General features: G+C 70.9%; 28 protein-coding genes. 11 read left to right on the top strand and 17 right to left on the bottom strand.

Features of this window, described 5'->3' with window-relative positions:
* Positions 1-448 precede the first annotated feature (448 nt).
* On the top strand, positions 449-1030 hold the full coding sequence (locus tag BLT43_RS12305; protein WP_090113282.1) for a hypothetical protein: 582 nt from the start codon (positions 449-451) through the stop codon (positions 1028-1030).
* A gap of 59 nt (positions 1031-1089) precedes the next feature.
* On the opposite strand, the gene BLT43_RS12310 is transcribed toward BLT43_RS12305, so the two are convergent.
* From BLT43_RS12310 to murI, 8 genes are all read right to left on the bottom strand, one after another.
* Complete coding sequence (locus BLT43_RS12310; RefSeq protein ID WP_090113283.1) at positions 1090-1866, bottom strand: enoyl-CoA hydratase-related protein; 777 nt, start codon at positions 1864-1866, stop codon at positions 1090-1092.
* 68 nt (positions 1867-1934) lie between these two features.
* Complete coding sequence (locus tag BLT43_RS12315; protein ID WP_090113284.1) at positions 1935-2378, bottom strand: cytochrome c-type biogenesis protein; 444 nt, start codon at positions 2376-2378, stop codon at positions 1935-1937.
* Entirely contained in the window at positions 2375-4348 is a 1974-nt protein-coding gene (locus BLT43_RS12320; protein WP_090113285.1) for a heme lyase CcmF/NrfE family subunit, read from the bottom strand. The genes BLT43_RS12315 and BLT43_RS12320 overlap by 4 nt, the downstream gene beginning before the upstream one ends.
* A gap of 57 nt (positions 4349-4405) precedes the next feature.
* Positions 4406-4939: a holin family protein gene (locus BLT43_RS12325; protein ID WP_090113286.1), complete on the bottom strand. Its 534-nt coding sequence runs from the start codon at positions 4937-4939 to the stop codon at positions 4406-4408.
* Positions 4930-5541: a holin-associated N-acetylmuramidase gene (locus BLT43_RS12330; protein ID WP_090113287.1), complete on the bottom strand. Its 612-nt coding sequence runs from the start codon at positions 5539-5541 to the stop codon at positions 4930-4932. The genes BLT43_RS12325 and BLT43_RS12330 overlap by 10 nt, the downstream gene beginning before the upstream one ends.
* A 45-nt stretch (positions 5542-5586) precedes the next feature.
* Positions 5587-6045 (bottom strand): cytochrome c maturation protein CcmE, encoded by a 459-nt coding sequence (gene ccmE / locus BLT43_RS12335; protein WP_090113288.1) that lies wholly within the window; start codon positions 6043-6045, stop codon positions 5587-5589.
* Entirely contained in the window at positions 6045-7073 is a 1029-nt protein-coding gene (gene argC, locus BLT43_RS12340; protein ID WP_090113289.1) for an N-acetyl-gamma-glutamyl-phosphate reductase, read from the bottom strand. Before argC ends, ccmE begins: the two co-directional genes overlap by 1 nt.
* Positions 7074-7209: 136 nt before the next feature.
* Positions 7210-8022 carry a glutamate racemase gene (gene murI, locus BLT43_RS12345; RefSeq protein WP_090113290.1) on the bottom strand — a complete coding sequence of 271 codons (813 nt, stop codon included), beginning with the start codon at positions 8020-8022 and terminating at the stop codon, positions 7210-7212.
* A gap of 333 nt (positions 8023-8355) precedes the next feature.
* Between murI and BLT43_RS12350 the strand changes: the two genes are divergently transcribed.
* The 6 genes from BLT43_RS12350 to grxD all read left to right on the top strand — a co-directional run bounded on the left by BLT43_RS12350 (position 8356) and on the right by grxD (position 13602).
* Positions 8356-9261: a LysR family transcriptional regulator gene (locus BLT43_RS12350; RefSeq protein WP_090113291.1), complete on the top strand. Its 906-nt coding sequence runs from the start codon at positions 8356-8358 to the stop codon at positions 9259-9261.
* Between the two features lie 278 nt (positions 9262-9539).
* Complete coding sequence (locus BLT43_RS12355) at positions 9540-9929, top strand: glyoxalase superfamily protein (protein WP_090113292.1); 390 nt, start codon at positions 9540-9542, stop codon at positions 9927-9929.
* A gap of 122 nt (positions 9930-10051) precedes the next feature.
* On the top strand, positions 10052-10579 hold the full coding sequence (locus BLT43_RS12360; protein WP_090113294.1) for a hypothetical protein: 528 nt from the start codon (positions 10052-10054) through the stop codon (positions 10577-10579).
* An 80-nt stretch (positions 10580-10659) separates the two neighbouring features.
* Positions 10660-12849 (top strand): phosphoribosylformylglycinamidine synthase subunit PurL, encoded by a 2190-nt coding sequence (gene purL / locus BLT43_RS12365; protein WP_090113297.1) that lies wholly within the window; start codon positions 10660-10662, stop codon positions 12847-12849.
* An 82-nt stretch (positions 12850-12931) separates the two neighbouring features.
* Positions 12932-13174: a BolA/IbaG family iron-sulfur metabolism protein gene (locus BLT43_RS12370; protein WP_090113299.1), complete on the top strand. Its 243-nt coding sequence runs from the start codon at positions 12932-12934 to the stop codon at positions 13172-13174.
* A 53-nt stretch (positions 13175-13227) separates the two neighbouring features.
* A complete protein-coding gene (grxD, locus tag BLT43_RS12375) occupies positions 13228-13602 on the top strand; it encodes a Grx4 family monothiol glutaredoxin (protein WP_090113301.1) in 375 nt (124 codons plus the stop codon).
* A gap of 64 nt (positions 13603-13666) precedes the next feature.
* On the opposite strand, the gene BLT43_RS12380 is transcribed toward grxD, so the two are convergent.
* Positions 13667-14158: a cupin domain-containing protein gene (locus BLT43_RS12380; protein WP_207497527.1), complete on the bottom strand. Its 492-nt coding sequence runs from the start codon at positions 14156-14158 to the stop codon at positions 13667-13669.
* 231 nt (positions 14159-14389) lie between these two features.
* Between BLT43_RS12380 and BLT43_RS12385 the strand changes: the two genes are divergently transcribed.
* On the top strand, positions 14390-15082 hold the full coding sequence (locus tag BLT43_RS12385) for a winged helix-turn-helix transcriptional regulator (protein WP_090113306.1): 693 nt from the start codon (positions 14390-14392) through the stop codon (positions 15080-15082).
* Positions 15083-15124: 42 nt separating this feature from the next.
* On the opposite strand, the gene BLT43_RS12390 is transcribed toward BLT43_RS12385, so the two are convergent.
* Together BLT43_RS12390 and BLT43_RS12395 are read right to left on the bottom strand one after the other, a co-directional pair.
* Positions 15125-15526 carry a cell division protein ZapA gene (locus BLT43_RS12390; protein ID WP_090113308.1) on the bottom strand — a complete coding sequence of 134 codons (402 nt, stop codon included), beginning with the start codon at positions 15524-15526 and terminating at the stop codon, positions 15125-15127.
* Positions 15526-15987, bottom strand: a complete 462-nt coding sequence (locus BLT43_RS12395) for a hypothetical protein (RefSeq protein WP_090113311.1) — start codon at positions 15985-15987, stop codon at positions 15526-15528. Before BLT43_RS12395 ends, BLT43_RS12390 begins: the two co-directional genes overlap by 1 nt.
* A gap of 241 nt (positions 15988-16228) precedes the next feature.
* Here BLT43_RS12395 and tkt point away from each other — a divergent pair, with 241 nt between their 5' ends.
* Positions 16229-18244: a transketolase gene (gene tkt / locus BLT43_RS12400; protein WP_090113313.1), complete on the top strand. Its 2016-nt coding sequence runs from the start codon at positions 16229-16231 to the stop codon at positions 18242-18244.
* Here the strand turns inward: tkt and BLT43_RS12405 are convergent.
* Positions 18201-18704: a DoxX family membrane protein gene (locus BLT43_RS12405; protein WP_090113315.1), complete on the bottom strand. Its 504-nt coding sequence runs from the start codon at positions 18702-18704 to the stop codon at positions 18201-18203. The genes tkt and BLT43_RS12405 overlap by 44 nt on opposite strands.
* Before the next feature lie 223 nt (positions 18705-18927).
* Between BLT43_RS12405 and gap the strand changes: the two genes are divergently transcribed.
* Complete coding sequence (gene gap, locus BLT43_RS12410; protein WP_090113317.1) at positions 18928-19929, top strand: type I glyceraldehyde-3-phosphate dehydrogenase; 1002 nt, start codon at positions 18928-18930, stop codon at positions 19927-19929.
* 47 nt (positions 19930-19976) lie between these two features.
* Here the strand turns inward: gap and BLT43_RS12415 are convergent, their stop codons facing one another.
* The 5 genes from BLT43_RS12415 to BLT43_RS12435 form a co-directional block, all read right to left on the bottom strand.
* Complete coding sequence (locus BLT43_RS12415) at positions 19977-20912, bottom strand: extensin-like domain-containing protein (RefSeq protein WP_090113318.1); 936 nt, start codon at positions 20910-20912, stop codon at positions 19977-19979.
* Complete coding sequence (locus BLT43_RS12420; protein WP_090113320.1) at positions 20909-22228, bottom strand: L,D-transpeptidase family protein; 1320 nt, start codon at positions 22226-22228, stop codon at positions 20909-20911. The genes BLT43_RS12415 and BLT43_RS12420 overlap by 4 nt, the downstream gene beginning before the upstream one ends.
* A gap of 78 nt (positions 22229-22306) precedes the next feature.
* Entirely contained in the window at positions 22307-22801 is a 495-nt protein-coding gene (gene coaD, locus BLT43_RS12425; RefSeq protein ID WP_090113322.1) for a pantetheine-phosphate adenylyltransferase, read from the bottom strand.
* Positions 22802-22892: 91 nt separating this feature from the next.
* Positions 22893-23327, bottom strand: coding sequence for a CBS domain-containing protein (locus BLT43_RS12430; RefSeq protein WP_090113324.1), 435 nt, complete (start codon positions 23325-23327; stop codon positions 22893-22895).
* Positions 23328-23376: 49 nt separating this feature from the next.
* Positions 23377-24282, bottom strand: a complete 906-nt coding sequence (locus BLT43_RS12435) for a LysR family transcriptional regulator (RefSeq protein ID WP_090113327.1) — start codon at positions 24280-24282, stop codon at positions 23377-23379.
* Between the two features lie 114 nt (positions 24283-24396).
* Between BLT43_RS12435 and BLT43_RS12440 the strand changes: the two genes are divergently transcribed.
* On the top strand, positions 24397-25896 hold the full coding sequence (locus tag BLT43_RS12440) for a CoA-acylating methylmalonate-semialdehyde dehydrogenase (RefSeq protein WP_090113329.1): 1500 nt from the start codon (positions 24397-24399) through the stop codon (positions 25894-25896).
* Positions 25897-25998: the final 102 nt, after the last annotated feature.

A 25998-nucleotide genomic window follows, 5' to 3' on the forward strand; every position in this document is an offset into this window, starting at 1 on the left:
CTGAAGTAAGGAAAGCGGAGGAATCGCAAGGGCCCGGCGGCAGCGCCGGGCCCTTTTTCGTGGGGCCGAAAACATGGCCCCCGCCATGATTCCGACACATTCCCATGAGCGGCCGAAGCGCCCCGAAACGCGGGGTCGAAACCGGCAACAATGCACCCGCTCGCAAGGAAACTGTCGCCAAAAAGACCTGTCTAATCGGACATGTCCGGGCAGATAGGGGGTAACGCGCACGTTAGCTGGGAGCCCTTTTTTTGTTGTGTTCCGTGCAAAGCCCTCATTTCGACCCATCCGTAGGGACTTGTCCAAATGGTTAAGGCCCTGACAGGCAATGCATTTTTTCCGGACGCCCCGAGGCTCTGCCACGCCATCGCCGCAATTCGTGCCGATATAGATAGCGTTGCAGACGCCATCTCGCTTTACCGAGTGATTGCCAGGAAGGATTAAGAGCATGACCATTCAGGCCCATATTTACCCCGCCCCCGCCGCCGAGAGCTGCGAAGCCACCGTCACGGGCGCGGCCGACATCCGGGTGGTGCTGCACGAGCTCGGCGATGGCGGTCTGATGATCGACCTGCAGATGGACGAGGATCAGGCGCAGGGGCTCGGCATCACCGCCGTGCAGTTCGACTTCGCCGCCGCCGAGCTGCTGCCCCGGCTGAGCCTGTCGGGCCCCGAGCTGCGGGCGCAGCGCTTCGGTGCCGGCTCGCGCGGCCATGACTGCACCGCCCTGCTCGCCCATCCGCACAGCCGCCGCGGCCAGCCGCTGCGCCGCACCGCGATGGTGCTGGCCCATGACAGCCTGGTGCTCACGCTCGACGATCTGGCCGGCCAGGACTTCGTGGTCCGTCTCGCGCCGGTGGCCGCCAACCACGCCGCCTGCGACGGGCTGACCGTGACCGGCCGCTTCCCCACCCGCCCGGCGGCGGTGCCGGGCGCCGGGCGCTCGACCGACGGCTCGGTCTTCGGCGGCGTCATGGACGAGATCATGGCCCTCACCGCGCCGGCCCAGCCGGCCCGCCGCATCGCCTGAGCCGCCGGACAGGCCCCTAAAGGGCCTGCCGGGGCCGTCAGGGGCGCTTCAGAGGCCCTTCAGCGGCCCTCGAAGGCCGGGGGACGCTTCTGCAGGAAGGCGACCACGCCCTCCTTGAAATCGCGGCTGCGGCCGCAGGCGCCCTGCAGCTGCGCCTCCAGCGTCAGCTGATCGGCATAGGAATTCTCGAAACTCGCCCGCATCGCCTGCTTGAGATGCGAATAGGCCTCGGTCGGCCCCTGCGCCAGCTGCGCCGCGCGCGCGCGCCAATGCGCCGCGAAGCCCTCTTCCGGCACCGCCTCGTAGATCATGCCCCAATCGGCCGCCTGCCGCGCCGGGACCTTGTCGGCGAAGAGCGTGGCGCCCATGGCGCGCGCCAGACCGACCTGCCGCGGCAGCGTCCAGGTGCCGCCGGCATCGGGGATCAGGCCGATCCGGGTGAAGGCCTGGGTGAAATAGGCCTCCTGCGAGGCGATCACCACGTCGCAGGCCAGCGCGAGGTTCGCGCCCGCCCCGGCCGCCGGGCCGTTGACGGCGGCGATCACCGGCAAACGGCACTCGGTGATGGCGTTGAGCATCGGCACGTATTCGTCGCGCAGCACCCGCTCGAGATCGGTCGCCGCCGCGTTGCCCGCGTCGCCCAGATCCTGCCCCGAGCAGAAGGCGCGGCCCGCGCCGGTCAGCACCAGCACGCGGGCGGTCTCGGCCGCGGCGCGCACCGCGTGGGTGATCTCGGCCCGCATCTGGCCGTTGAGCGCGTTCATCTTGTCGGGCCGATTCAGCGTCAGCACCGCCGTGCCGGCCTCGATTTCGAATGTGATCGTCTGGTAGTCCATCTGGGTCCCTCCGCTGTTCGGGCGCAGCCTGCACCCGGGCTGACGCGCACGGAAGGTGCGACCCGGCGTCAGCGGTCGAGGATGTCGCGCAGCCGCGCCTCCTCCTCTTCCGAGAGGCGGTCCTCCGGCCCCTTGGCGCGGCGGCGGATCGAGACCACCGCCACCCCGCCCGCGACCAGCAGGAGCACCGGGGCCGCGAGCCAGAGCACGAGGTTGGCGCCAGAGGCGTCGGGGCTCAGCAGCACGTATTCGCCGTAGCGGTCGACCACCGCCTGCACCACCTCGGCGTCGCTGTCGCCGGCCACCAGCCGCTCGCGCACGTAGAGCCGCAGGTCGCGGGCGACGCCGGCATTGCTGTCGTCGATGTTCTCGTTGCGGCAGACCGGGCAGCGCAGGCCGGCGCTGATGTCGCGGGCGCGCGTTTCCAGCGCCGGGTCGTCGAGGATCTCGTCCGGCTCGACCGCGAAGGCCGGCGCGGCCACGAGCGCGAGCGCGAGCGCCAGCCGCCTCATTGCGCCGCCACCGCGCTCGGGGCCGCGCGCCGCGCGCCAGCGGCGACCCGCAGCCGCCGGTCGGTGAGCGACAGCCCCCCGCCCAGCGCCATCAGGATCGCGCCGCCCCAGATCCAGTTCGCCATCGGCTTGACGTGCGAGCGCACCGCCCAGCCGCCGCCATCCTGCTCCTCGCCGATCACCACGTAGAGGTCGCGCCAGAGGCCGCCATCGATCCCCGCCTCGGTGGTGGGCATGCCGGCCACCGGGTAGAAGCGCTTCTCGGGATGCAGCGTCGCGATCTCGGCGCCGTCCGCGCGCAGCGTCATGTCGGCCATGGTGGTCAGGTAGTTCGGCCCCTCGGTCTCGCGCACCGCGTCGAGCGTGACCTCGTAGCGGCCGATCTGCCAGCTGTCGCCGATTTGGGCCACGCGGATGTCCTCGCGCTCCCAGGCCAGCAGCCCGGCGATGCCGATGATGGTGACGCCGAGCCCGCCATGCGCCAGCGCCCGGCCCCAATCGGCGCGCGGCACGCGGGCCAAGCGCTTCAGCCGGGCGGCAGGGGCGCCGCGGCCGGTGCGGCTCCAGATGTCGACCAGCGCGCCGCCGATCACCCAGGCCCCGAGCGCGAGGCCCAAGGGCCCCAGCGCCGAACGGCCCGAGCCCAGCGCGTAGCCCAGAAGCGCAGCAGAGGCGGCCAGCAGCGCGGCGGGCCAGAGCTGGCGGGCGACGCGGGCCCCGGTCGCGCGTTTCCAGGCGAAGAGCGTGCCGAAGGGCAGCAGCACGCCCAGCGCCACGAAGAAGGGCGTGAAGGCCGCGTCGAAGAAGGGCGGCCCGACCGAGAGCACCCGGCCGAAGGCCATCTCCGCCACCAGCGGCCAGACCGTGCCGACGAAGACCACCAGCGCCGCGACGGCCAGAAGCACGTTGTTGGCCACCAGCGCGCTTTCGCGGCTCAGGAGCCCGAACACGCCCTTGGCCTCCATCGCATGCGCCCGCGCGGCATAGAGCGTCAGCGCGCCGCCGGTGAAGACGGCGAGGATGGCGAGGATGAACACGCCCCGCTCGGGGTCGTTGGCGAAGGCATGCACGCTCGTCAACACGCCCGAGCGGACGATGAAGGTGCCCAAGAGCGAGAAGCTGAAGGCGATGATCGCGAGAAGCACGGTCCAGCTCTTCAGCGCCTCGCGCTTCTCGGTGACGATGGCCGAGTGCAGCAGCGCGGCGGCGAAGAGCCAAGGCATGAAGCTCGCGTTCTCGACCGGGTCCCAGAACCAGAAGCCGCCCCAGCCCAACTCGTAATAGGCCCACCACGAGCCCAGGGCGATGCCGATGGTCAGAAACAGCCAGGCCGCCAGCGTCCAGGGCCGCACCCAGCGCGCCCATGCGGCGTCGACCCGGCCCTCGATCAGCGCGGCCACCGCGAAGGAGAAGGCCATCGAGAGGCCGACATAGCCGAGGTAGAGAAACGGCGGGTGGAAGGCGAGGCCGGGGTCCTGCAGGAGCGGGTTCAGGTCGCGCCCGTCGAAGGGCGGCACCTCGACCCTGAGGAACGGGTTCGAGGTGAAGAGCATGAAGGCGAAGAAGGCGACGCCGATCGCGCCCTGCACCGAGAGCACGCGCGCGCGCAGCCGCTCGGGCAGGTTGCCGCCGAACCATGCGGCCGCCGCGCCGAAGCCCGACAGGATCAGCAGCCACAGCAGCAAGGAGCCCTCGTGATTGCCCCAGACGCCGCTGATCTTGTAGATCATCGGTTTCAGCGAATGCGAGTTCGCCACCACCAGCGCCACCGAGAAATCCGAGGTGACGAAGGCCACGGTCAGCGCCGCGAAGGCGAAGCCGGTGCACAGGAACTGCGCCGTGGCGGCGGGTTCGGCCACCGCCATCCAGGCGCGCCAGCCCTTCTGCGCGCCGACCATCGGGACCACCATCTGCACGATGGCGGTGACGAAGCCCAGAATCAGGGCGAAATGTCCAAGCTCTACCAGCATGTCTTCTCTCTATCCGATCCCCGTCCGACCCGCCATCGGGCGGAACGGGACAGGGTGTCACGGCTGCGTGCGGCGCCAGTCCTCGAGCGCGGCGTTGGGGTCGGGCGTGGCGGTCGTCGCCGGCCCGGCGCGCGGGCGCGGGCCGGGCGGCGCGGGCGCCTGCGCCAGCGCCGCGACGACGGCGCGCTCGAAGCCCTGTCCATGCGCCTGCATCCGGGCGCCGAAATAGAAGCTGACGATCGCCCCCATCAGCCACCACAGCGGCTCGGGCACCAGCGCGAGGCCGGCCATCCGTTCGGAGAACCACGCCGGGTCGGCCATCGCCGCGCCGATCAGCCCGAGCGTGCCGAAGGCCATCATCGGGCGCGGTAGCCGGTTCAGCCCGTCGATGAAGCGGTCCCAGCCCCCGCGCCGCTCGCGCGCCATCTCGGCCGCGAACTGCGCCAGCACGCGGGCGCGATGCTCCGCCGCCCGCCCCGCCCCGGCCTCGGCGTTCTCGCGGAAGACCTCGACCGTCTCGGCCACCACGTTGCGCCGCTCTCCGAAGAGCGCGCCGAAGACGCTGCCGATCACCCCGCCGATCATCCCCATGACGCCACCCTCTCGCGATGCTCGGCCTCGCTCAGATGGTAGCGCGGCGATATGAACTCCTCGGCCCGGCGGATCCAGCCGCCCTTGCCGCCGTCACGGGCGCGCGCGTATTTGCGGCTCCTGGGGCGGCGGTCGGCGAGGCGGTAGTACCAGTTGCGCCGGGCGATGCCGTAGGCGTCGGCGAAATGCTCGGGCGCGGCCTGCTGCGCGCGCGCGGCCGCGGCGATGGTCTGCGGGCCGATGATGCCGTCGACCGCGATCTCGATCCGCATGTCGCGCAAGAGCCGTTGCAGGATCTTCACCGCGTTGGCGCCGGCATTGACATACATGTCGAAGACCGAAGGCCGGAGCGGTTCGGGCAGCGCGTCGATGCGCGGGCGGCGGTAGTAGTGCTCGATGAAGATCTCGACCGCCTGATCGGGCGTCAGCGCCTTCACGTCGGCCTCGGTGACGCGCCCGTCGCCGTCGAGGTCGCGCCCGAGGCGGCGCAGCGTGCCCAGCGTCACGCCGTGCTTGGTCGCCCCGCCGGGATCGTCCGGGTCGTTCACGTAGCCGCCCTCTCGGGCGACGATCGCCTCGGCGATCTCTCTCACGCTCTGCATTCCAGCCCCCTTTCGCCAGCCGCGGGGAAGACTGTCACAAGGAGGTTAATCCGCCGCTGCGGCAGCGTCCGGTGCCCGGTAGACGCCCTGCTCCTCGAGCGCGTCGATCACCTCTTTCGGCATGTAGCTCTCGTCGTGCTTGGCGAGGATCTCGACCGCCTCGAAACGCTCGCCGGTCCAGCGCCCCTGCCCGACCATGCCCTGCCCTTCCTCGAAGAGGTCCGGCAGGATGCCGGTATAGGTCACGGGCACGCTGGCGCCGCCATCAGTGACGTTGAAGCGCACCGTCTCGCTTTCGCCGCGCACGAGGCTGTCGGGCTCGACGAGCCCGCCGATGCGGAACACCTCGTTTGGCGCCGGGGGCTCGGAGAGCACCTGGCTCGGCGAGCGGAAGTAGTTGATCCCATCGCGCATCGCGTAGCCGATGATCGCGGTCGCCAGCGCCAGCGCCACGGCAGCGAGCAGGATCACCTGCACGCGGCGGGTCTTCTTCAGGCTGCGCATCAGGGGAACACCGGGGCCAGCATCAGCCCCTCGGTCTCAGGCAGGCCGAGCATCAGGTTGGCGTTCTGCAGCGCCTGGCCCGAGGAGCCCTTGCACAGGTTGTCGAGCGTCGAGACCACCAGCGTGCGGCCCGAGACCCGGTCGCCCGCGACGCCCAGATGGCAGAAGTTCGAGCCCTGCACGTGGCTCATCCCCGGCAGCTTGCCGAAGGGCAGCACCCGCAGGAAGGGCTCCGTTGCGTAGCGCGACGCGAGCGCCTCGTGCACGGCCTGCGGGTCGCCCTTGACGTAGCAGGAGGCGAGGATGCCGCGGTTCACCGGCACCAGATGCGGGGTGAAGAGGATGCGCACGTCGCGACCGGCGATCTGGCTGAACTCCTGGTCGAACTCGCCGAGGTGGCGGTGGGTGCCGCCGGCGGAATAGGCCAGCACGTCCTCGCTCCGCTCGGAGAACAGCATGTTCTCCTTGAGCGAGCGGCCGGCGCCCGAGACGCCGTTCTTCAGGTCGCAGACGATGTCGTCGAGATCGATGAGCCCCGCCTCGATCAGCGGGCGCAGCGCGAACTGCACGGTGGCGGCGTTGCACCCCGTTCCGGCGACCAGCCGGGCGGCGCGGATCTCGTCGCGGTAGAACTCGGTCAGGCCGTAGACGGCCTCTTCCTGCAGATCCATCGCGGCGTGGGGCTTGCCGTACCACTTTTCGTATTCGCCGTCGTTCCTGAGCCGGAAATCGGCGGAGAGGTCGACGATCTTCAGGTCGCGCGGCAGGTCCTTGATCACCGCCTGGCTCATCGCGTGCGGCAGGGCGCAGAAGGCGATGTCGATCTTCGAGAAGTCGATCTCCTCGATCTTGCACAGCGGCGGCAGCTCGAGATGGCCGAGATGCGGGAAGACATCGCCCATCGCCATGCCGGCCTTGCGGTCGCCCGACAGCGCCGCGATCCCGATCCCCGGATGGGTCGCGATCAGGCGGACGAGCTCGGCCCCGGTGTAACCGGAAGCCCCGAGGATGGCGGCGGAATGGGTCATGTCACGGCTCCTGTCGGCCTGTCAGATGGGGAGCGAAGCGGCCCGGCACCAGAGGCGCGCGGGCCGGAAACGCCGCGGCATCGGGCCGCTGTCATCATGGGCGCGGCGTCACGCCGCTGGTATCGTGGGCGCGGCGTCACGCCGCGACGAACTCGATGCGGCGGCGCAGGAACTGGGTCGCGCGGTTCGAGACGTTCTTGGGGTTGCCGGTGGTGAGGAACGCGCTCTCGGTGCCGGGGCCGCGCATCTCGGGCCGGCGCTCGAGATAGTCGGCGAGGCTCTCGGCCACGAGGCTGGCCTGGCTGAACACCTTGACCTCCGGGCCGAGCGCATCCTGGAACACCTCTTCCATCAGCGGGTAATGGGTGCAGCCCAGCACCGCCGCGTCGGGGTTCGGCATCTTGCGCTTGAGCGCGTCGACATGGCTGCGCACCAGCGCGTCGGCGAGGATCATGTCGCCCTCCTCGATCGCGTCGACCACGCCGCCACAGGCCTGCGCCTCGACGTCGACGCCGATGGCGCGGAACGCCAGCTCGCGCTGGAAGGCGCGGCTCCGCACCGTGGCAGGGGTGGCGAAGAGCGCGACATGCTTCACGCCCACTTCCCGCGGCGGCGAGTTGTCGCCCCAGTGCCGCTCGGTCAGCGCCTCGATCAGCGGCACGAAGACGCCCAGCACCCGCTTGCCCTGCGGCACCCAGCCCTCCTGCATCCGCCGGAGCGCGGCGGCCGAAGCCGTGTTGCAGGCCAGGATCACCAGGTCGCAGCCGGCGTCGAACAGCCGCTCGGTGGCGCGGGTGGTCAGGTCGAAGATGTCGTCGGCGGTGCGCACGCCGTAGGGCGCGTGCGCGTTGTCGCCGTAATAGACCAGCGGCACCTCCGGCAGGCGTTTCGCCACGGCGTCCAGCACCGTCAGGCCGCCCAGCCCGCTATCGAAGATCCCGACCGCCATCGCGCACCCCGTGTCCTGTTGCGTTCCTCCCCCCCCATTGGGGGTCGGTCCAGCCTTAAGGGGCTTTGGCGGGGAAATCCATCGGCCGCGGCGCGACTTGGCGGTCTCGGGCCCGGGATCGTCCGCCGCCCCCGGCCGGCGCGGCCCCGGCGCCGCCCGCGCCGGGTGCGACCCGGCGTCCCGGCGGTCAGAAAATGACCAATTTTCATATTTAGCCGCTATGGTATGGCCATAAGCGCTGGCGCCGACGCGGAAAACCGCGCAGGCGCTTTGCAAGGCAGCCGCCGCAGCCTAGTTGCGCGGCGCGACGACACGGACGGGATTGGACAGCACATGGACTGGGACAAGCTGCGCATCTTTCACGCGGTCGCGGATGCCGGCAGCCTCACCCACGCGGGCGATTCGCTGCATCTGAGCCAGTCGGCGGTCAGCCGGCAGATCCGCGCGCTGGAGGAACAGCTCAACACCACGCTGTTCCATCGCCACGCGCGCGGGCTGATCCTGACCGAGCAGGGCGAGCTCCTGTTCGACGCGACGCGGGCGATGACCAAGCGGCTCGACGCCGCCGCCGCGCGCATCCGCGACAGCGAGGAGGAGGTGTTCGGCGAGCTGCGGGTGACGACGCCGATCGGCTTCGGCACGCTGTGGCTGGCGCCGCGCATGCGCAAGCTCTACGAGAGCTACCCCAACCTGAAGATCGACCTGATCCTCGAGGAGCGGGTGCTCGACCTGCCGATGCGCGAGGCCGACGTGGCGATCCGGATGAAGGAGCCGAGCCAGGCCGACCTGATCCGCAAGCGGCTGATGAGCGTGAAGATGCGGCTCTACGCCACCCGCTCCTATCTCGAGAAGGCCGGCGCGCTCGAGACGCTCGAGGATTTCGAGAACCACCGGCTGGTCTGCCAGAACCCCAGCTCGGCGCAGGTCTCGGCCGGGGCCGCGATGGTGCAGGAGCTGATGAGCTACAACATCCCCTCGCTGCTCACGGTGAACAACTATTTCGGCGTGCTGCAGGCGGTGCTGAACGATCTCGGCGTCGGCGTGCTGCCCGACTACCTGCCGCAGCACTTCCCCTCGCTCGAGCGGGTTTTGCCCGAGGTGGAGTCGGGCGACGTGCCGGTGTTCCTCGCCTATCCCGAGGAGCTCAGGCAGTCCAAGCGCGTCGCCGCCTTCCGCGACTTCGTGCAGGAGGAGGTGCAGGCGCATCGCCGTCGTCTTCGCGAACAGCGCGAAAATTAGGCAGACGCCCCCGAAACCGCTCAATCGCAAGACATGCGTCGGGCGCATGGCGGGCTTGCCCCCATGTCAGGGGTTTTGAACTTGATCGTTCACTTACTGCCCACTATTTCACCTTTCGAAGCCGATGCTGCTTTGCGGCGCATCGCTTCATACCTCCCTGTTGGACTTGCCGGGCCTGTGTGCCCGGCTTTTTTTTGCCTCGCCTTTGGGCGCTGGCATCTTGCCTGACGTGCCGCCGCGGCGCAGGCTGAGGCCAGTTGCAGCAGGAGGGCGGCACCATGCGGAATTTCGATCCGAAGTCCCTGCCGCCGCGCTTCGCCATGCCGGTGCCGATCTTCCGCATCTTCGACGAGGCGGTGGCGCGCGCCTTCTACGTCGATTTTCTCGAGTTCAAGGTGCGCTGGGAGCATCGCTTCGCCCCCGGCAAGCCGCTCTATGCCGAGATCGCGCGCGGCGGCGCGGTGCTGCATCTGAGTGGCCATCACGGCGACGCCTGCCCGGGTGCTGCCGCCTACCTGCCGGTCGAGGGGCTCGGCGCCTTCCGCGACGCGCTGCTGGCCAAGCGCCACCCCAACGCCCGCCCCGACATCGAGACCCGGCCTTGGGGCGACGAGATGATCGTGATCGACCCCTTCTCGAACCGGCTGCGCTTCTGCGAGGAGCGCTGAGCGCGGCTGCGGCCGCCGCGCCACGGCCCCCCGCTCACCGGCCCGCCCCGGCTTGACCCGCAGGGCGGCTGCCCGGATCTTGGCCCGCAGCCCGTCCAACACCTGCCAGCGAGTGATCCGCCATGCCCCGTCCGAAGATCGCCGCGCGACTGGCCGAAAGCTATCCGGGGCTCGGCTTCCTGGCGGTGCTGCTTCTGACCGACGATCTGCGCCTCGCCGGCTGGACCGGCGCCATGCTGGCGCTGGCGCTCATGCTGTGGCTCGGCTGGCGCGGACGGAGGCCGGACACGATCGCGCTGGGCCTCAACCTCTTCACCCTGCTTTGCGCGCCGCTGGTCGAGACGCTCCACCTGCTCGGGCATGGCGCGCAGGGCCGGCTGCTGCTCGATCACCTGCGGCCGGCGCTGCTCGTCACCGTGGCGCTGACCGGGGCGGCGCTGACGCTGCTGACGCCCTCGGGCTTCGTCGGGCGGGCCGGCGCGGGCAGCCGGCGCGGTTCTCTGGCGCTGCTGCTCCTGGCCCTCGTCGCGGCGCTGCTGCTGGCGCGGCCGCCGGTCGCGGAGCTGCCGCTGAACGCCGCCGCGGCCCTGCTCGGCCTGTTCCTCGCGCGGCGCTGGATCGCCCGGCGGGCGGTCGGCGCGCCGGCCTGAGGGACGGCCCGCGTCGAAACCCGCTTTCCCCTGCGGCGTCGCGGCGCTATGACGCGCGCGACCAGCAGGAGAGCCCCCGCATGTCCGACCCCCAGATCACCGAAGACCTCATCGCCGCGCACGGGCTGAAGCCCGACGAGTACCAGCGCATCCTCGGGATCATCGGGCGCGAGCCGAGCTTCACCGAGCTCGGCATCTTCTCGGCCATGTGGAACGAGCACTGCTCCTACAAGTCGTCGAAGAAATGGCTGCGCACCCTGCCCACGACCGGTCCGCAGGTGATCTGCGGCCCCGGCGAGAATGCGGGCGTGGTCGACATCGGCGACGGCCAGGCGGTGGTCTTCAAGATGGAGAGCCACAACCACCCCAGCTACATCGAGCCCTACCAGGGTGCCGCGACCGGGGTGGGAGGCATCCTGCGCGACGTCTTCACCATGGGCGCGCGCCCGATCGCGGCGATGAACGCGCTGAGCTTCGGCGATCTCGAGCACCCCAAGACCCGCAGCCTCGTCTCGGGCGTGGTCTCGGGCGTCGGCGGCTACGGCAACTGCTTCGGCGTGCCGAACGTGGGCGGCGAGGTGCGCTTCCACCCCAGCTACAACGGCAACTGCCTCGTCAACGCCTTCGCCGCCGGCCTCGCGGATGCCGATGCGATCTTCTACTCGGCCGCCTCGGGCGTCGGCATGCCGGTGGTCTATCTCGGCGCCAAGACCGGCCGTGACGGCGTCGGCGGCGCGACCATGGCCTCGGCCGAGTTCGACGACACGATCGAGGAGAAGCGCCCGACCGTGCAGGTGGGCGATCCGTTCACCGAGAAGCGGCTGATGGAGGCCTGCCTCGAGCTGATGGCGTCGGGCGCCGTGATCTCGATCCAGGACATGGGCGCGGCCGGCCTCACCTGCTCGGCCGTGGAGATGGGCGACAAGGGAGATCTGGGCATCCGCCTCGACCTCGACCGCGTGCCCTGCCGCGAGCCGGGCATGACCGCCTACGAGATGATGCTGTCGGAGAGCCAGGAGCGGATGCTCATGGTGCTGCGCCCGGAAAAGGAAACCGAGGCGCGGGCGATCTTTGACAAGTGGGACCTCGACTTCGCCATCGTCGGCGAGACCATCCCCGAGGACCGCTTCCTGATCGTGCATGGCGGCGAGACCAAGGCCGACCTGCCGCTGAAGGCGCTGTCGGGCACCGCGCCGGAATACGACCGCCCCTGGGTCGAGACCCCGGCCGCGGCCCCGCTCGGCCCGGTCGAGGAGATCGACGCGATCGAGGGCCTGAAGGCGCTGATCGGCAGTCCGAACCACGCCCGCAAGTCCTGGGTCTGGGAGCAGTACGACCACATGGTGATGGGCGACACGGCGCGCGCGCCGGGGGCGGGATCGGGTCTGGTGCGGGTGCACGGCACCGACAAGACGCTGGCCTTCACCTCCGACGTCTCGCCGCGCTACGTCAAGGCCAACCCCTATGAGGGCGGCAAGCAGGCGGTGGCCGAGGCCTGGCGCAACCTCGTCGCCACCGGCGCCAAGCCCCTGGCGGCGACCGACAACCTGAACTTCGGCAACCCGGAGAAGCCCGAGATCATGGGCCAGCTCGTGGGCGCCATCAAGGGCATCGGCGAGGCCTGCGCCGCGCTCGACTTCCCGATCGTCTCTGGCAACGTCTCGCTCTACAACGAGACCGACGGCACCGGCATCCTGCCGACGCCGACCATCGGCGGCGTCGGGCTGATCGAGACGGCGGGCCGGGCCATCGGCACCACCCCGCGCGAGGGCGACGTGGCGCTGGTGCTGGGCGTGACCGAGGGCCATCTCGGCCAGTCGGCCCTGCTGTGGGAGACCGCGCGCCGTGCCGAGGGCGACGCGCCGCGCGTCGATCTCGCGGCCGAAAAGGCGCACGGCCTCTTCATCCGCGACAACCACGCCACCATCCGCGCCTGCACCGACCTGTCGGATGGCGGGCTGGCGCTGGCCGCCTTCGAGATGGCCGAGGGCGCGGGGCTGGGCGTCGAGATCGGCGTCACCGGCACGGCGGCGCTGTTCGGCGAGGACCAGGGCCGCTACCTGATCGCCGCCGACGAGGAGAGCGCGGCGCTGCTGGAGGCGGCCGCCGGCGCCGCAGGCCTGCCGCTGGCGCGCGTCGGACGCTTCGGCGGCGACCGGGTGAAGCTCGGGGACGCCGAGGCGCCGCTGGCCGGGCTGTCGGATCTCTACCGCACCGCCTTCGAGCGGGCGCTGCACCTGCCCGACGCGCTGGCCGAGCTGGCGGTCTGAGCCGCTGCCCCGGCGGCGGCCTTGCGTGCCGCCGGGGCGCCGCCTACATCTTGGGCAAGGAAACAGGCGAGGACGACCCCACATGGCGATGAGCGCGCAGGAAATCGAGGATCTGCTCCGCGAGACCTTTCCCGAGGCGAAGATCTCCATCACCGACCTCGCCGGTGACGGCAATCACTACGCTGCCGAAGTGATCGACGAAAGCTTCCGCGGCAAGAACCGCGTGCAGCAGCAGCGCGCCGTCTACGCCGCGCTCAAGGGCCGGATGGACGGCCCCGCGGGCGAGCTGCACGCGCTGGCGCTGACCACCAAGGCGCCGGACTGAGCCACATCGCCGCGCGCCCCCGCGCGGCCCCCCAGACAGACCAGGAGACGACGATGGCCGAGACCGCCGACGCCCAGACCCAGATCCGCGACACCGTGACCGGCACCGACGTGGTGCTGTTCATGAAGGGCACCAAGACCATGCCGCAATGCGGCTTCTCCAGCCGCGTCGCCGGCGTGCTGAACTTCATGGGCGTGGAGTACCAGGACGTGAACGTGCTGGCCGACGACGCGATCCGCCAGGGCATCAAGGACTACTCCGACTGGCCGACCATCCCGCAGCTCTACGTGAAGGGCGAGTTCGTGGGCGGCTGCGACATCATCACCGAGATGACGCTGTCGGGCGAGCTCGACCAGCTGTTCGAGCAGAACGGCGTGAGCTTCGACAAGGCCGCCGCAGAGAAGATCCGCGAGGCCAACAAGGGCTGAACCGCCCCTGGCACCGCATGACGTAGGGCCGCGCCGCGAGGCGCGGCCCTTCGCATGTCCGGCGCTAGTTGATGCGCGGGTCGTCCGCCTCGTCGACATAGATCACGTCGAACGGGCCGGTGCCGTTGATCTGCACCACGGTCTCCTCCTCGGCCCAGGCGAAATGCGGATGCCCGGCCGGGATGTGCACGAAGCCGCCCGCCGCCATCGGGGTGGCGGCGCTCTTGTCGTGGCTCTCGCCGGTCGCCATGCCGAAGCGGCCCGAGACGACGGTGACATTTTCCGCCTTGGAATGGCGGTGCGGCGGCACCTCGTAGCCCGCCGGGAACTTCAGGCGGATCACGAAGGGGCCCTCCTCGGCCGGGCTGCCGAACAGCACCGCGATCTGCGCGCCCTCGGGCAGCGTCGCGGGGCCGGGCTGGAAGCTCACCGCCTCGGGCGGCAGCAGCACGTGCTCGCCGCTCTCGGCGAAGCTCGGGACGACCTGCCAGCTGGTCCAGATCGCGGCGGCGACGATCATGAGCAGGGCGCGGGGGGAAACGAGGAACTGGATCATGACGGGCTCCATCCGGAGTGGCCCGGCCGGCCGCGCGCCGGTGCGGGCGGGCTGCGTTCGTCGGGTGCGGCACCGACCCCCGCGCGAGGGACCGGCCGCCCGATTCCCGCACAATGCGCCCTTGGGCGGCCGCTGACGAGTGCAGGAACTGTATCACCCAATGGGTGAGGCAGGCTGCCTGCCTGCAACGTGATATGCTGGCGCCTGCCCGGTGGGGCGTGGGGACGGGTCATGAGCCAGGACAGCTACCACCAGTTCTGCCCGGTCGCGATGGCGGCGGAGGTGCTGTGCAAGCGCTGGACGATGCTGCTCGTGCGCGAGCTGGTGGCCGGCTCGACCCGGTTCAACGACCTGCGCCGCGGCGTGCCGCGCATGTCGCCGACGCTTCTGTCGCAGCGCCTCAAGGAGCTGGAGGCGGCCGGCGTGCTGATGCGCGAGCCGGCGCCGGGGGAGCCCGCGATCAGCGAGTACCGCCTGACCCCGGCGGGAGAGGACCTCGCCCCGGTGGTGCAGGCGATGGGGGCCTGGGGCCAGCGCTGGATCGAGGCCAGCGTCTCGCTGCGCAATCTCGACGCCTCGCTGCTGATGTGGGACATGCGCCGCAACCTCGACCCGGCGCCGCTGCCGCGCCGCCGGGTGACGGTCAGGTTCCGCTACCCCGAGCTGCCCGCCAGCCGGCGCGACTACTGGCTGGTGGTGGAGCCCGATGGCGCGGTCGATCTCTGCGCCGCCGATCCCGGCTTCGAGGTCGATCTCTTCGTCACAACGGACCTGCGCACCATGACGGCGGTGTGGATGGGTCTGGAAACGCTCGAGCAGGCCGGGATGAAGATCGCGCTCGACGGCTCGCGCGAGCTGGCCGCCACGATGCGGCGCTGGCTCGGCTTCAGCGTGTTCGCGCGGGAGCCGAAGCTGGCGGGCTGAGCCGCGACGCCGCGGGGCGATCCGGGGGACCGGGATCGCGGCTCAGACCCCGGCCTTCTCCACCCGCTCGGCCAGCGCCTCGGCCCGGGCGGTCATCTCGGCCAGCATCTCGACCAGGCCGTGCGGGATCACCGGCACCTCGACGCGCTCGGGCTCGGCCCGCGCCTTGCCCAGCGCCGCCTCTGTGTGGGTCAGCCGGCGCTCGACCTGGTTGACATGCGCCTCGGCGGCGCGCAGCCGGTCCTCGAGCCCCGCCGCCCGGTCGGCCAGCATCAGCCCGGCCATCAAGAGCATCTTGCCCTCGGGCATCCGGCCGGTCTGGTCGACCAGCGTCTGCGCCTCGTCGTCGAGCAGCCGCGCCGCGGCCTCGAGATAGGGCTCCTCGCCCGGCTGGCAGGCCACGGTGAAGGCGCGGCCGCCGACGGAGATCTCGACCTGCGGCATCACTCGTTCTCCTCGACCAGGGGTTTCAGTTCCGACAGCACGGCATCGAGCTCGGCCACCTCGGCCTCGCGCGCGGCCTTGAGCGCGTCGAGCTCGGCCGCCATGGCGCGGTCGATCAGCTCGGGATCGGTCAGCTCGGCCTCCATCGCCTCGCGCAGCGCCGAGGCGACGTCGCGCAGCTCGGCGTTGGAGCGGCGCAGCACCTGCAGCTGGCCGTCGAGATCGACCATCTGCGCGGTCTGCGCCTCGATCCGGGCCTCGAGCGCGGCGAGCCGGCCGTCCTGGTCGGCCTTGAGCGCGCTGAGCCGGCTCTCGAGCTCGGCATTGGCCGATTGCTGCTGGCTCAGCTCGGCGCTCAGCCGCGCATCCTCGCGCGTGCCGCCCTCGATCCGGTCGAGCCCGCGGCCGATCCGGTCCAGCGCCGCCGAGAGACGGCTTTCCAATTCGGTGATCTCGGTCATCTCGCCCCTGCCTGCCTGCCCCGGCCGCCGCGCGCCGGGCCGCTGGCCGGCCCCGGCGCGTCGAATCGAGCCGCGTTCCGAGAGAACCTAGACCAGCCCCCCGCGGCCCGCAAACCGCACGAATCCGCGCTCCTCCCCCGCGGGCGCGCGAGGCGCCGCGCTTGAACTCGCGCCGCCCGCCTGCCAATACCTGCGCGACGGGGGCCGCGGGCGCGGCCCCGGCCCAAACCGGAGGACACCCATGGACATCGCTGCCCTGCGCGAGAAGCACCCGGAGCACTGGCGGACCGCCGCGGCCATCCGCACGCTGACGCTCGACGCCGTCGCCGCCGCCAATTCCGGCCATTCCGGCATGCCGATGGGCATGGCCGACGTGGCGACCGTGCTGTTCGGCAAGCACGCGACCTTCGACCCCAAGGCGCCCGACTGGGCCGACCGCGACCGCTTCATCCTGTCGGTCGGCCACGGCTCGATGCTGCTCTACTCGGTGCTGCACCTGACCGGCTACGACGAGGTGCCGCTGGAGGAGATCAAGAACTTCCGCCAGTGGGGCTCGAAGACCGCCGGCCACCCCGAGAGCGAGTATCTCGCCGGCGTCGAGACCACCACCGGCCCGCTCGGCCAGGGCATCGCCAACTCCGTGGGCTTCGCCATCGCCGAGGAGATGCTGCGCGCCAAGTACGGCCGCAAGATCGTCGATCACTACACTTGGGTGATGGCCGGCGACGGCTGCCTGATGGAGGGCGTGAGCCAGGAGGCGATCGCGCTCGCGGGCATGCAGAAGCTGTCGAAGCTGATCGTCTTCTTCGACGACAACGGCATCACCATCGACGGCAAGGTCTCGATCGCCGACGTCACCGACCAGGCCAAGCGCTTCGAGGCCTCGGGCTGGCACGTGCAGTCGATCGACGGGCACGACCCGGAGGCGATCGACGCCGCGATCGAGGCCGCCAAGGCCGATGACCGCCCCTCGATGATCGCCTGCAAGACCCACATCGCGCTGGGCTCGTCCGCGCAGGACACCGCCAAGGGCCACGGTGCGCTGACCGACGCCAAGCTGATCGCCGACACCAAGGCCGCCTATGGCTGGGAGCACGGCCCCTTCGAGATCCCCGCCGACGTCAAGTCGACCTGGGAGAAGATGGGCGAGCGCGGCGCCAAGGCGCATGCCGAGTGGAAGGAGCGCTTCGCGGAGCTGTCCGAGCGCAAGCAGGCCGAGTTCGAGCGCGCCTTCGCGCGCGAGACCCCGAAGGCGCTGGCCTCGAAGATCCGCAGCTTCAAGAAGCAGGCCGTGGAAGAGGCCAAGTCGGTCGCGACCCGCAAGTCGTCGGAGATGGCGCTCGGCGTCATCAACCCAGTGATGACCGAGACGGTGGGCGGCTCGGCCGACCTGACCGGCTCGAACAACACCAAGTCCGGCGACATGGAGGTGTTCGGCCCCGACAACCGCAAGGGCCGCTACATCCATTACGGCATCCGCGAGCACGGCATGGCGGCGGTGATGAACGGCATCTCGCTGCATGGCGGCCTGCGGCCCTATGGCGGCACCTTCATGGCCTTCACCGACTATGCCCGCGGCGCGATGCGGCTCAGCTCGCTGATGCACCAGCCGGTGGTCTACGTGATGACGCACGACTCGATCGGCCTCGGCGAAGACGGCCCGACCCACCAGCCGGTCGAGCACCTGTCGATGCTGCGCGCCACGCCCAACACCTACGTGTTCCGCCCCGCAGACACGGTCGAGACCGCCGAGGCCTGGGAGATCGCGCTGTCGACCGCCGACCGGCCCTCGGTGCTGGCGCTGAGCCGCCAGAACCTCGCGCCGGTGCGGACCGAGCACAAGACCAAGAACCTCAGCCAGCAGGGCGCCTACGTGCTGCGCGAGGCCGGCGAGAAGCGCCGGGCGATCCTCATGGCCTCGGGCTCCGAGGTCGAGATCGCGGTCAAGGCGCGCGAGATCCTCGAGGCCGAGGGCATCGGCGTGCGCGTGGTCTCTGTGCCCTGCATGGAGCTCTTCGCCGCGCAGGACGAGGCCTACCGCAAGCGCGTGCTGCCCGCAGGGCCGGTGCGGGTCGCGGTCGAGGCCGGCGTGCGCCAGAGCTGGGACCGCCTGCTGCTGGGCGAGCGCGGCCGCGAGCAGAAGGCCGGCTTCGTCGGCATGGAGGGCTTCGGCGCCTCCGCCCCGGCCGAGACACTCTACAAGGAGTTCGGCATCACCGCCGAGGCCGTGGCCGAGAAGGTGAAGTCGCTGCTCTGAGACGGCAGATCCATCGACGGAAAGGGCGGCCCGCGGGCCGCCCTTTTTCATGCGCGGCCCGTGGGCCGCGCCGCCACGCGATCCGCCCCGCCCCGGCCACGGCCAGCGCGAGGCAACCGCCGGCGATGGCCCAGTTCTTGACGAAGATCGTCATCTGCCACGGGTCTGACGGGATCAGGTGGAAAAACGAGGTGAGCCCGCAATAGGCCGCGAGCGACAGCGCCACGGGCCGCACCGCCAGCCCGAGCGCCAGCGCCGCCCCGGCCGCCGCGTTGTAGGCCAACGCCGCCCAGACCAGACCGCCCGGCAGCCGCCAGCCCGCCAGCAGCCCCGCCACCTGCCCCGGTTCGAGCGCCTTCTGCGCCGCGCCGCCCAGGAACAGCGCCGCGATGAGCAGCCGCCCGGCCAGAAGCAGCCAGTCGTCGGCCCGCGCCGCCCCGCCCCCTTGCCTCGATGCCATACTCGATGCCATGCCGCCTGCTCCCGTCCCGGTGCCGCCAAGCCTAGCGCCCGCGGCGGCGGCGGCCATCGCGGCGCGCCGCCCGGCCCGCGCGAAAGCGGGCGCCGTTGGCGCAAACGGCAGCGCTCACGGCGTCGCGCGGGCGTGATCTGCGGTTGACGCCGCGCCGCAAATGCCGATCTTGGCGCCGAACCCATTGCCCGGCAATTCCGAGGAGACTCCCATGGCTGTCAAGGTTGCAATCAACGGCTTCGGCCGCATCGGGCGCAACGTCCTGCGCGGCATCATCGAATCCGGCCGCACCGACATCGAGGTCGTCGCGATCAACGATCTCGGCCCGGTCGAGACCAATGCCCACCTGCTGCGCTACGACAGCGTGCATGGCCGCTTCCCGGCCGAGGTGAAGGTCGGCGAGGACACCATCGATGTCGGCCGCGGCCCGATCCGCGTCACCGCGATCCGCGATCCGAAGGAGCTGCCCTGGTCCGACGTCGACGTGGCGCTGGAATGCACCGGCATCTTCGTCACCCACGAGAAGGCGGCGCTGCATCTCGAGAACGGCTCGAAGCGGGTGCTGGTCTCCGCGCCCTGCTCGGGCGCCGAGAAGACCATCGTCTTCGGCGTCAACCACGAGAGCCTGACCGCCGAGGACAAGGTCGTCTCGAACGCGTCCTGCACCACCAACTGCCTCGCCCCGGTGGCCAAGGTCCTGAACGACGCCATCGGCATCGAGAAGGGCTTCATGACCACGATCCACAGCTACACCGGCGACCAGCCGACGCTGGACACGATGCACAAGGATCTCTACCGCGCCCGCGCCGCCGGCCTGTCGATGATCCCGACCTCGACCGGTGCCGCCAAGGCCGTGGGCCTCGCCCTGCCCGAACTGAACGGCAAGCTCGACGGCGTGGCGATCCGCGTCCCCACCCCGAACGTCTCGGTCGTCGACCTGACCTTCGTGGCGGCGCGCGAGACCACCGTGGAGGAGATCAACGAGGCGATCCGCAAGGCCGCCGACGGCCCGCTCAAGGGCATCCTCGGCTACACCGACGAGAAGCTGGTCAGCTCGGACTTCAACCACGACCCGCACAGCTCGGTGTTCCACACCGACCAGACCAAGGTCATGGAAGGCACCATGTGCCGCATCCTGAGCTGGTACGACAACGAGTGGGGCTTCTCGAACCGCATGGCCGACACCGCCGTGGCGCTCGGCAAGCTGGGCTGATCGCCCGCCCGCTCCAAGACGGAAAGGCCGCCCTCGGGCGGCCTTTTTCATTGGCAGAGCCGGAAGCCGCCGTTGCGCGCCTTGACGTCGAGATGCAGGTGGTCGGCATGGGCGGCGTCGGTGCCGGGGCCGAGCACGGTGGTGAATTCGAGGCAGGCGGTGGCGCGCACCGCGTCCTGGAAGGCCTCGGCCATGGTGCCGTCGCGCTCGCGCGGCTCGACCGCGACGGGCGCGCCCTCCGCGAACTCGAACCCCATCACGTCGACGGCGTTGCCGAAGGCGTGCTCGGACAGAGTTCCGGCATCGGAACTGCGGCCGCGGCAATTGTAGGTCGTGCCATGGCTGATCGCGGTCAGCGCGCCGCGTCCGAGCCGTTCGGCGGCGGGCTCGATGAAACCCGCGCTCCAGCGCGCCAACGCCAGCGCCGTCTCGCAGCGCATCGGTGCGGGCGGCGACAGCGCCACGCCGGGCCGCACCGCCGAGAGCCGCAGCGGGTGGTCGATGCCGCAATCGGCCACCTCCGGGTCCGTCACCGGGTCGACCTCCTCCCAGACCGCGCCCAGCGCGTCGAGTGCGGCGCGGCAGGCGGCGCGATCGGCCTCCGAGGCGGCGAGTTGCGCGCGCACGGGCGGGTCGGTGTCCTCCGGGGTTTCGGCGGCCTCGGCATCCGCGCCTTCGCCGGTCTCCGCCGGCGTATCGGCGCCGGGCGCGTCCTCAGGGGCCTCGTCCGCGGCCTCGGCCTCCGCCCCGGGCGCGTCGTCGGGTGCCTCGTCCGCGGCCTCCGCATCCGCCTCGCCCGCGCCATCCTCGGCCTCGGCAGCATCCTCCGAGGCCTCTTCCGACCCGGCCGCCCCCTGCGCGGCATCGGCCGCCTCGCCCAGCCCCTCGGGGCGGGGCTCGGGCAGCGGCACGGTCTCGGGCGTCGTCTCCTGCGCCGCCGCCGGCAGGGCCAGCAGCGTCAGCGCCAGTACCGCCCCCCTCATTCGACGAACTCGACCGTGACGCCCTCGGAGACGAGGTGGGCCAGCTCCTCGACGTCCCAGTTGGTCAGCCGCACGCAGCCATGACTGGCGGCGTCGAAGATCGAATCCGGGTCGGAGGTGCCGTGCAGGCCGTAGGTCTCCTGCGACAGGTCGATCCAGACCGAGCCCACGGGCCCGTTCGGCCCCGGCGGCAGGATCAGCGTCTCGTCGTTGTCGCCCTGCTGGAAGTTCACGTCGGGGCGGTAGGTGTAGGTCGGCTCCATCGCCACCGCGACCACCTCGACCGTGCCGGAGGGCGAGGGCGTCTGGTCCGAGCCGATGGTGACGGGGTAGTTCACCACCATCCGCCCCTCGGCGTCGAAGCCGGCGAGACGGTTGCTTTGCTTGCGCACCTCGATCCGCGCCACCCGCGTCTCGGCGCGCGGGCCGGGGTCGGCGACGGTGATGCTCTCACCCTCGGCCCATGTCGCGCCGGGGTTCAGCTCCTTCAGGAAGCCCTCGTCCATGTGGAAGCGCTCGGCCAGCTTCTCGGCGGTGCTGGCGTAGCCCAGCCGCTGCATCTCGGCGAGCTTGGCGTAATCCTCGGGCAGCGGCGGGTTCAGGCCCGAGACGTCCTCGGCGGTGATCGTGTAGGCGCTGAGCACCGGCCCTGTCGCGGTGCCGCCCAGCGCCTGCCAGACCTCAGGGTCGAGCTCGCCGTCCACGGCCAGCCCCTCGCGCGTCTCGAAGGCGGCGATGGCGCTCTGGCTCATGCCGCCCTTCCAGCCGTCGATCACGCCGGGCGAGACATGCGCGCGGTCGAGCAGGATCTGCAGCTTGGCGGTCAGGGCCGACTGGCCCTCGGGCAGCGGGCCGCCCTGGTAGGTGGCGGCCTCGATCTCGTTCGGCGTCGGCGCGCCGTCGGAGGCCTGCCCGGCCCCGGGCAGGCTGATCGCGCCGTTCTCGACCGGCGCGGCCTCGGGCGCGGGCTGGCCGAGCATGCGCAGCGTCTCGGGCTGGGCGTTGCTGGAGGCGGGCGGCATGGTGGGTTGCGGCTGGGCAGGGTCGCCCTGCCCCGGCTGCGGCTGCGCCGGTTGTGTCTGCGTCTGCGCGGTGCCGGATGCGCCAGCCTCGCCCTGCGGCGCGGGGGCCTCCGTCGCGGCTGCCCCGGCCTCGCCCTGCGGCGTGGCCGGTTCGCCGCCGCTCTGTTCCAGCACCCGGCGGGTCTCTTCCGCGATCTGCGCGGGATCGGTCGAGCCCTCTTGCGCGGTCGCGCCGGCGGCGGCAAGGGCGAGCGTCGCGGCGGAGAGGGTCAGGGATAGGCGGCTGGCGGTCATGTCGGTCTCCTGCGGATCGTCGCAGGTCCAACGCCGCCGCGGCCCGTGGGGTCCGGTGGGATCCGGACCGGGAGCGCCTCAGCGGCCGAGCCGTGTCCTCAGCGCCGCCTCCACGCCGTCGGGCACGAAGGAGGAGACGTCGCCGCCGAGGCGGGCGATCTCCTTGACCAGCTTCGAGGCGATCGCCTGGTGGCGCGCCTCGGCCATCAGGAAGACCGTCTCGACCGATTTGTCGAGCATCCGGTTCATGCCGACCATCTGGTACTCGTACTCGAAATCCGCCACCGCGCGCAGGCCGCGGATGATGACGCTGGCGCCGACGTCGTTGGCCGCGTCGATCAGCAGGTTCTCGAACGGGTGCACCACGATCTCGGAGCCGCTGGCCGCGGCGATCGGCGCGGTCTCGGCCTCGATCATCGCCACCCGCTCCTCGAGCGAGAAGAGCGGGCCCTTGTCGCGGTTGATCGCGACGCCGATCACCAGACGGTCCACCAGCGTGCAGGCGCGACGGATGATGTCGGTGTGGCCCAAGGTGACCGGATCGAAGGTCCCGGGATAAAGACCGATGCGCATGACGCCTCCCCCGCCGCAAGTTGCGCGCGCACACGACACCATGGCGGGCCGGGATGCAAGGCCCCGGCCCGGTCGCGGCCCGCAAGCGGGCTCAGTGGCCCATGATCATGCCTTCCAGCGCATCCTTCTCCATCGACAGCTCCGACAGGCGCGCCTTGACCACGTCGCCGATCGAGATCAGCCCGACCATCTCCTCGCCCTCGACCACCGGGATGTGGCGGAAGCGGCCCTCGGTCATCCGCTTGAGCACCTCGTCGGCCACCTCGTCGCGGTGGCAGGTCTCGATCTCGCCGGTCATCATCTGCTCGACCCGCTCGTCGAGGCAGCCGGGGCCCCGCTTGCCGATCTCCCGCACGATGTCGCGCTCGGAAATGATGCCCAGCGCGTGCCTGCCGTCCTTCGAGACCACCAGCGCGCCGATCCGCTTGTCCGACAGCAGGGTGGCGGCCTTGCGGACGCTGGCGTCGGGGGGAACGGTCGCGACCGCGTCGTTGGCCTTGGACTTCAGGATCTGTTGCACGAGCATGGCGCCCTCCTTGGCTCATGCCCCGGCCCGCTCGGCCGGGACCATTAATTCAACCGTCGCGCCGGGTTATGCCCTCTGTCAAGCGCCCCGCCTCGAGCCGGGCGACTTCGGCGCGCAGACCCGCCAGCAGCATCGCCGCGAAGCGGTTGAGCCGCTCGGAGCGGCGATCGGCGGCGTGGCGCACCAGCCAGAAGGCCCGGGTCAGGCTGAGCTGGTCGGTCAGGACGCGGGTCAGCTCCGGCGCGAAGGGCAGCGCGAAGTCGTGCACGATGCCGATCCCGGCATGGCGCAGCATCTGCAGCTGCACCGAGACCGAGTTCGAGGCCAGCGGCACCGCCGTGGCCCCGAGATCGCCCAGATAGTCGAGCTCGCGGTCGAAGATCATGTCGGGAATGTAGCCGACCATCGCCCGCGCCCCGAGCGCGGCGAGGCTCTCGGGCACCGGCGCGTCGCGCCGCTGCGCGAGGTGCAGCCGGTAGTCCGTCACCTTCTGCACCATCAGCCGCCCCGTCTCGGGCCGGCTCACGGTGATCGCCATGTCGGCCTCGCGCTTGGACAGGTTCACCACCCGCGGCAGGGCGAGGATCTGCAGCTCCAGCCCCGGATTGCGGGCCTGGATCGCGGCGCAGACCTGCGGCAGCACGAAATTGGCGCAGCCGTCGGGCGCGCCGATCCGGATCTGCCCGGTGAGCCCGCGCTCGGCCTCGCCGGTCTCGGCCACCAGCGCCAGCGCCGCCTCGGCCCGCGCCGCATGCGCCTGCAGCCTGAGCCCGCGCTCGGTCAGCGCGTAGCCCTGCGGGCTCTTGAGGAACAGCGCCGCGCCGAGCCGGTCCTCGAGCCGCGCGATGCGCCGGCTCAGCGTCGCCGGGTCCATCTTCAGCGCCGGCGCCGCGCCCGACAGGCTCTCGGCCCGCGCCACCGCCAGAAAGACGCGGATGTCGTCCCAGTTCTCCATCGCCGTCCCGACATTATTGCAAGACCGTTTTGGGATACTGCGCCTTTTACCGGCATTCCCGCAAGGCTATCCTGTGTCTCGACAGATGATGACACGGCTTCGGGAGGGCCGGACATGCAGGAACTGACGCATTACATGGGCGGCGAGCACGTGAAGGGCCGCTCTGGCCGCTTCGCGGACGTGTTCAACCCCGCCACCGGCGAGGTGCAGGCGCAGGCGCCGCTGGCCTCGGCCGAGGAGATCGACCGCGCGGTGCAGATCGCCCACGAGGTGCAGCCGAAATGGGCGGCGGTGAATCCGCAGCGCCGGGCGCGGGTGATGATGGAATTCGTGCGGCTTCTGAACCGCGACATGGACGCGCTGGCCGAGGCGCTGTCGCGCGAGCACGGCAAGACCCTGCCCGACGCCAAGGGCGACGTGCAGCGCGGGCTCGAGGTGGCCGAGTTCTGCATCGGCGCGCCGCATCTTTTGAAGGGCGAGTACACCGACGGCGCCGGCCCCGGCATCGACATGTACTCGATGCGCCAGCCGCTCGGCGTCTCGGCCGGCATCACGCCGTTCAACTTCCCCGCCATGATCCCGATGTGGATGTTCGCGCCCGCCATCGCCTGCGGCAACGCCTTCATCCTCAAGCCGTCCGAGCGCGCGCCGACGGTGCCGCTGATGCTGGCCGAGCTGATGGAGGAGGCCGGGCTGCCCAAGGGCGTGCTGCAGGTCGTCAACGGCGACAAGGAGGCGGTGGACGCGATCCTCGAGCATGAGGGCATCGCCTCGGTGGGCTTCGTCGGCTCCACCCCGATCGCCGAGTACATCTACGGTAAGGGCTGCAGCCACGGCAAGCGCGTGCAGTGCTTCGGCGGCGCCAAGAACCACATGATCGTCATGCCCGACGCCGACATGAACCAGGCCGCCGACGCGCTGGTGGGCGCGGGCTACGGCGCGGCGGGCGAACGCTGCATGGCGATCTCGGTCGCCGTGCCGGTGGGCGAGGAGACCGCCGACCGGCTGGTCGCGGCGCTCAAGCCGCGGATCGAGAAGCTGAAGGTCGGCCCCTACACCTCCGGCGACGACGTCGATTTCGGCCCGGTGGTCACCGCCGCCGCCAAGGAGAACATCCTCAAGCTGGTGCAGTCGGGCGTCGATGCGGGCGCCGAGCTGGTGGTCGACGGGCGCGACTTCCGCCTGCAGGGCTACGAGAACGGCTTCTTCCTCGGGCCGCATCTCTTCGACCGCGTCACCCCGGACATGGACATCTACCGCAAGGAGATCTTCGGCCCGGTGCTCTCGACGGTGCGGGCGGGCTCCTACGAGGAGGCGCTGAAGCTCGCCATGGACCACGAGATGGGCAACGGCACGGCGATCTTCACCCGCGACGGCGACGCCGCGCGCGACTTCGCCAACCGGGTGAACGTGGGCATGGTCGGCGTCAACGTGCCGATCCCGGTGCCGCTGGCCTATCACAGCTTCGGCGGCTGGAAGAAGTCGGCCTTCGGCGACCTGAACCAGCACGGCACCGACAGCTTCAAGTTCTACACCAAGACCAAGACGGTCACGGCGCGCTGGCCCTCGGGCATCAAGGACGGCGGCGAATTCAACTTCAAGCCGATGGAGTGAGGCCGTCACGGCCCATCAGCGGGCCGTGAAGCACGCCATTGTGGCTGGACCGACCGCGCGAGGGGCGCGACGCTTTCGGCGTCGCGCCCTTCGGCGCCAAGG

It is taken from the genome of Limimaricola pyoseonensis (assembly GCF_900102015.1).
GTDB lineage: Bacteria > Pseudomonadota > Alphaproteobacteria > Rhodobacterales > Rhodobacteraceae > Limimaricola > Limimaricola pyoseonensis.

Bases quoted from the DNA above. Each gene is read 5' to 3' on its own strand.
- BLT43_RS12305 (WP_090113282.1), top strand. From the start codon at position 449: ATGACCATTCAGGCCCATATTTACCCCGCCCCCGCCGCCGAGAGCTGC.
- BLT43_RS12310 (WP_090113283.1), bottom strand. From the start codon at position 1,866: ATGGACTACCAGACGATCACATTCGAAATCGAGGCCGGCACGGCGGTG.
- BLT43_RS12315 (WP_090113284.1), bottom strand. From the start codon at position 2,378: ATGAGGCGGCTGGCGCTCGCGCTCGCGCTCGTGGCCGCGCCGGCCTTC.
- BLT43_RS12320 (WP_090113285.1), bottom strand. From the start codon at position 4,348: ATGCTGGTAGAGCTTGGACATTTCGCCCTGATTCTGGGCTTCGTCACC.
- BLT43_RS12325 (WP_090113286.1), bottom strand. From the start codon at position 4,939: ATGGGGATGATCGGCGGGGTGATCGGCAGCGTCTTCGGCGCGCTCTTC.
- BLT43_RS12330 (WP_090113287.1), bottom strand. From the start codon at position 5,541: ATGCAGAGCGTGAGAGAGATCGCCGAGGCGATCGTCGCCCGAGAGGGC.
- ccmE (WP_090113288.1), bottom strand. From the start codon at position 6,045: ATGCGCAGCCTGAAGAAGACCCGCCGCGTGCAGGTGATCCTGCTCGCT.
- argC (WP_090113289.1), bottom strand. From the start codon at position 7,073: ATGACCCATTCCGCCGCCATCCTCGGGGCTTCCGGTTACACCGGGGCC.
- murI (WP_090113290.1), bottom strand. From the start codon at position 8,022: ATGGCGGTCGGGATCTTCGATAGCGGGCTGGGCGGCCTGACGGTGCTG.
- BLT43_RS12350 (WP_090113291.1), top strand. From the start codon at position 8,356: ATGGACTGGGACAAGCTGCGCATCTTTCACGCGGTCGCGGATGCCGGC.
- BLT43_RS12355 (WP_090113292.1), top strand. From the start codon at position 9,540: ATGCGGAATTTCGATCCGAAGTCCCTGCCGCCGCGCTTCGCCATGCCG.
- BLT43_RS12360 (WP_090113294.1), top strand. From the start codon at position 10,052: ATGCCCCGTCCGAAGATCGCCGCGCGACTGGCCGAAAGCTATCCGGGG.
- purL (WP_090113297.1), top strand. From the start codon at position 10,660: ATGTCCGACCCCCAGATCACCGAAGACCTCATCGCCGCGCACGGGCTG.
- BLT43_RS12370 (WP_090113299.1), top strand. From the start codon at position 12,932: ATGGCGATGAGCGCGCAGGAAATCGAGGATCTGCTCCGCGAGACCTTT.
- grxD (WP_090113301.1), top strand. From the start codon at position 13,228: ATGGCCGAGACCGCCGACGCCCAGACCCAGATCCGCGACACCGTGACC.
- BLT43_RS12380 (WP_207497527.1), bottom strand. From the start codon at position 14,158: ATGATCCAGTTCCTCGTTTCCCCCCGCGCCCTGCTCATGATCGTCGCC.
- BLT43_RS12385 (WP_090113306.1), top strand. From the start codon at position 14,390: ATGAGCCAGGACAGCTACCACCAGTTCTGCCCGGTCGCGATGGCGGCG.
- BLT43_RS12390 (WP_090113308.1), bottom strand. From the start codon at position 15,526: ATGCCGCAGGTCGAGATCTCCGTCGGCGGCCGCGCCTTCACCGTGGCC.
- BLT43_RS12395 (WP_090113311.1), bottom strand. From the start codon at position 15,987: ATGACCGAGATCACCGAATTGGAAAGCCGTCTCTCGGCGGCGCTGGAC.
- tkt (WP_090113313.1), top strand. From the start codon at position 16,229: ATGGACATCGCTGCCCTGCGCGAGAAGCACCCGGAGCACTGGCGGACC.
- BLT43_RS12405 (WP_090113315.1), bottom strand. From the start codon at position 18,704: ATGGCATCGAGGCAAGGGGGCGGGGCGGCGCGGGCCGACGACTGGCTG.
- gap (WP_090113317.1), top strand. From the start codon at position 18,928: ATGGCTGTCAAGGTTGCAATCAACGGCTTCGGCCGCATCGGGCGCAAC.
- BLT43_RS12415 (WP_090113318.1), bottom strand. From the start codon at position 20,912: ATGAGGGGGGCGGTACTGGCGCTGACGCTGCTGGCCCTGCCGGCGGCG.
- BLT43_RS12420 (WP_090113320.1), bottom strand. From the start codon at position 22,228: ATGACCGCCAGCCGCCTATCCCTGACCCTCTCCGCCGCGACGCTCGCC.
- coaD (WP_090113322.1), bottom strand. From the start codon at position 22,801: ATGCGCATCGGTCTTTATCCCGGGACCTTCGATCCGGTCACCTTGGGC.
- BLT43_RS12430 (WP_090113324.1), bottom strand. From the start codon at position 23,327: ATGCTCGTGCAACAGATCCTGAAGTCCAAGGCCAACGACGCGGTCGCG.
- BLT43_RS12435 (WP_090113327.1), bottom strand. From the start codon at position 24,282: ATGGAGAACTGGGACGACATCCGCGTCTTTCTGGCGGTGGCGCGGGCC.
- BLT43_RS12440 (WP_090113329.1), top strand. From the start codon at position 24,397: ATGCAGGAACTGACGCATTACATGGGCGGCGAGCACGTGAAGGGCCGC.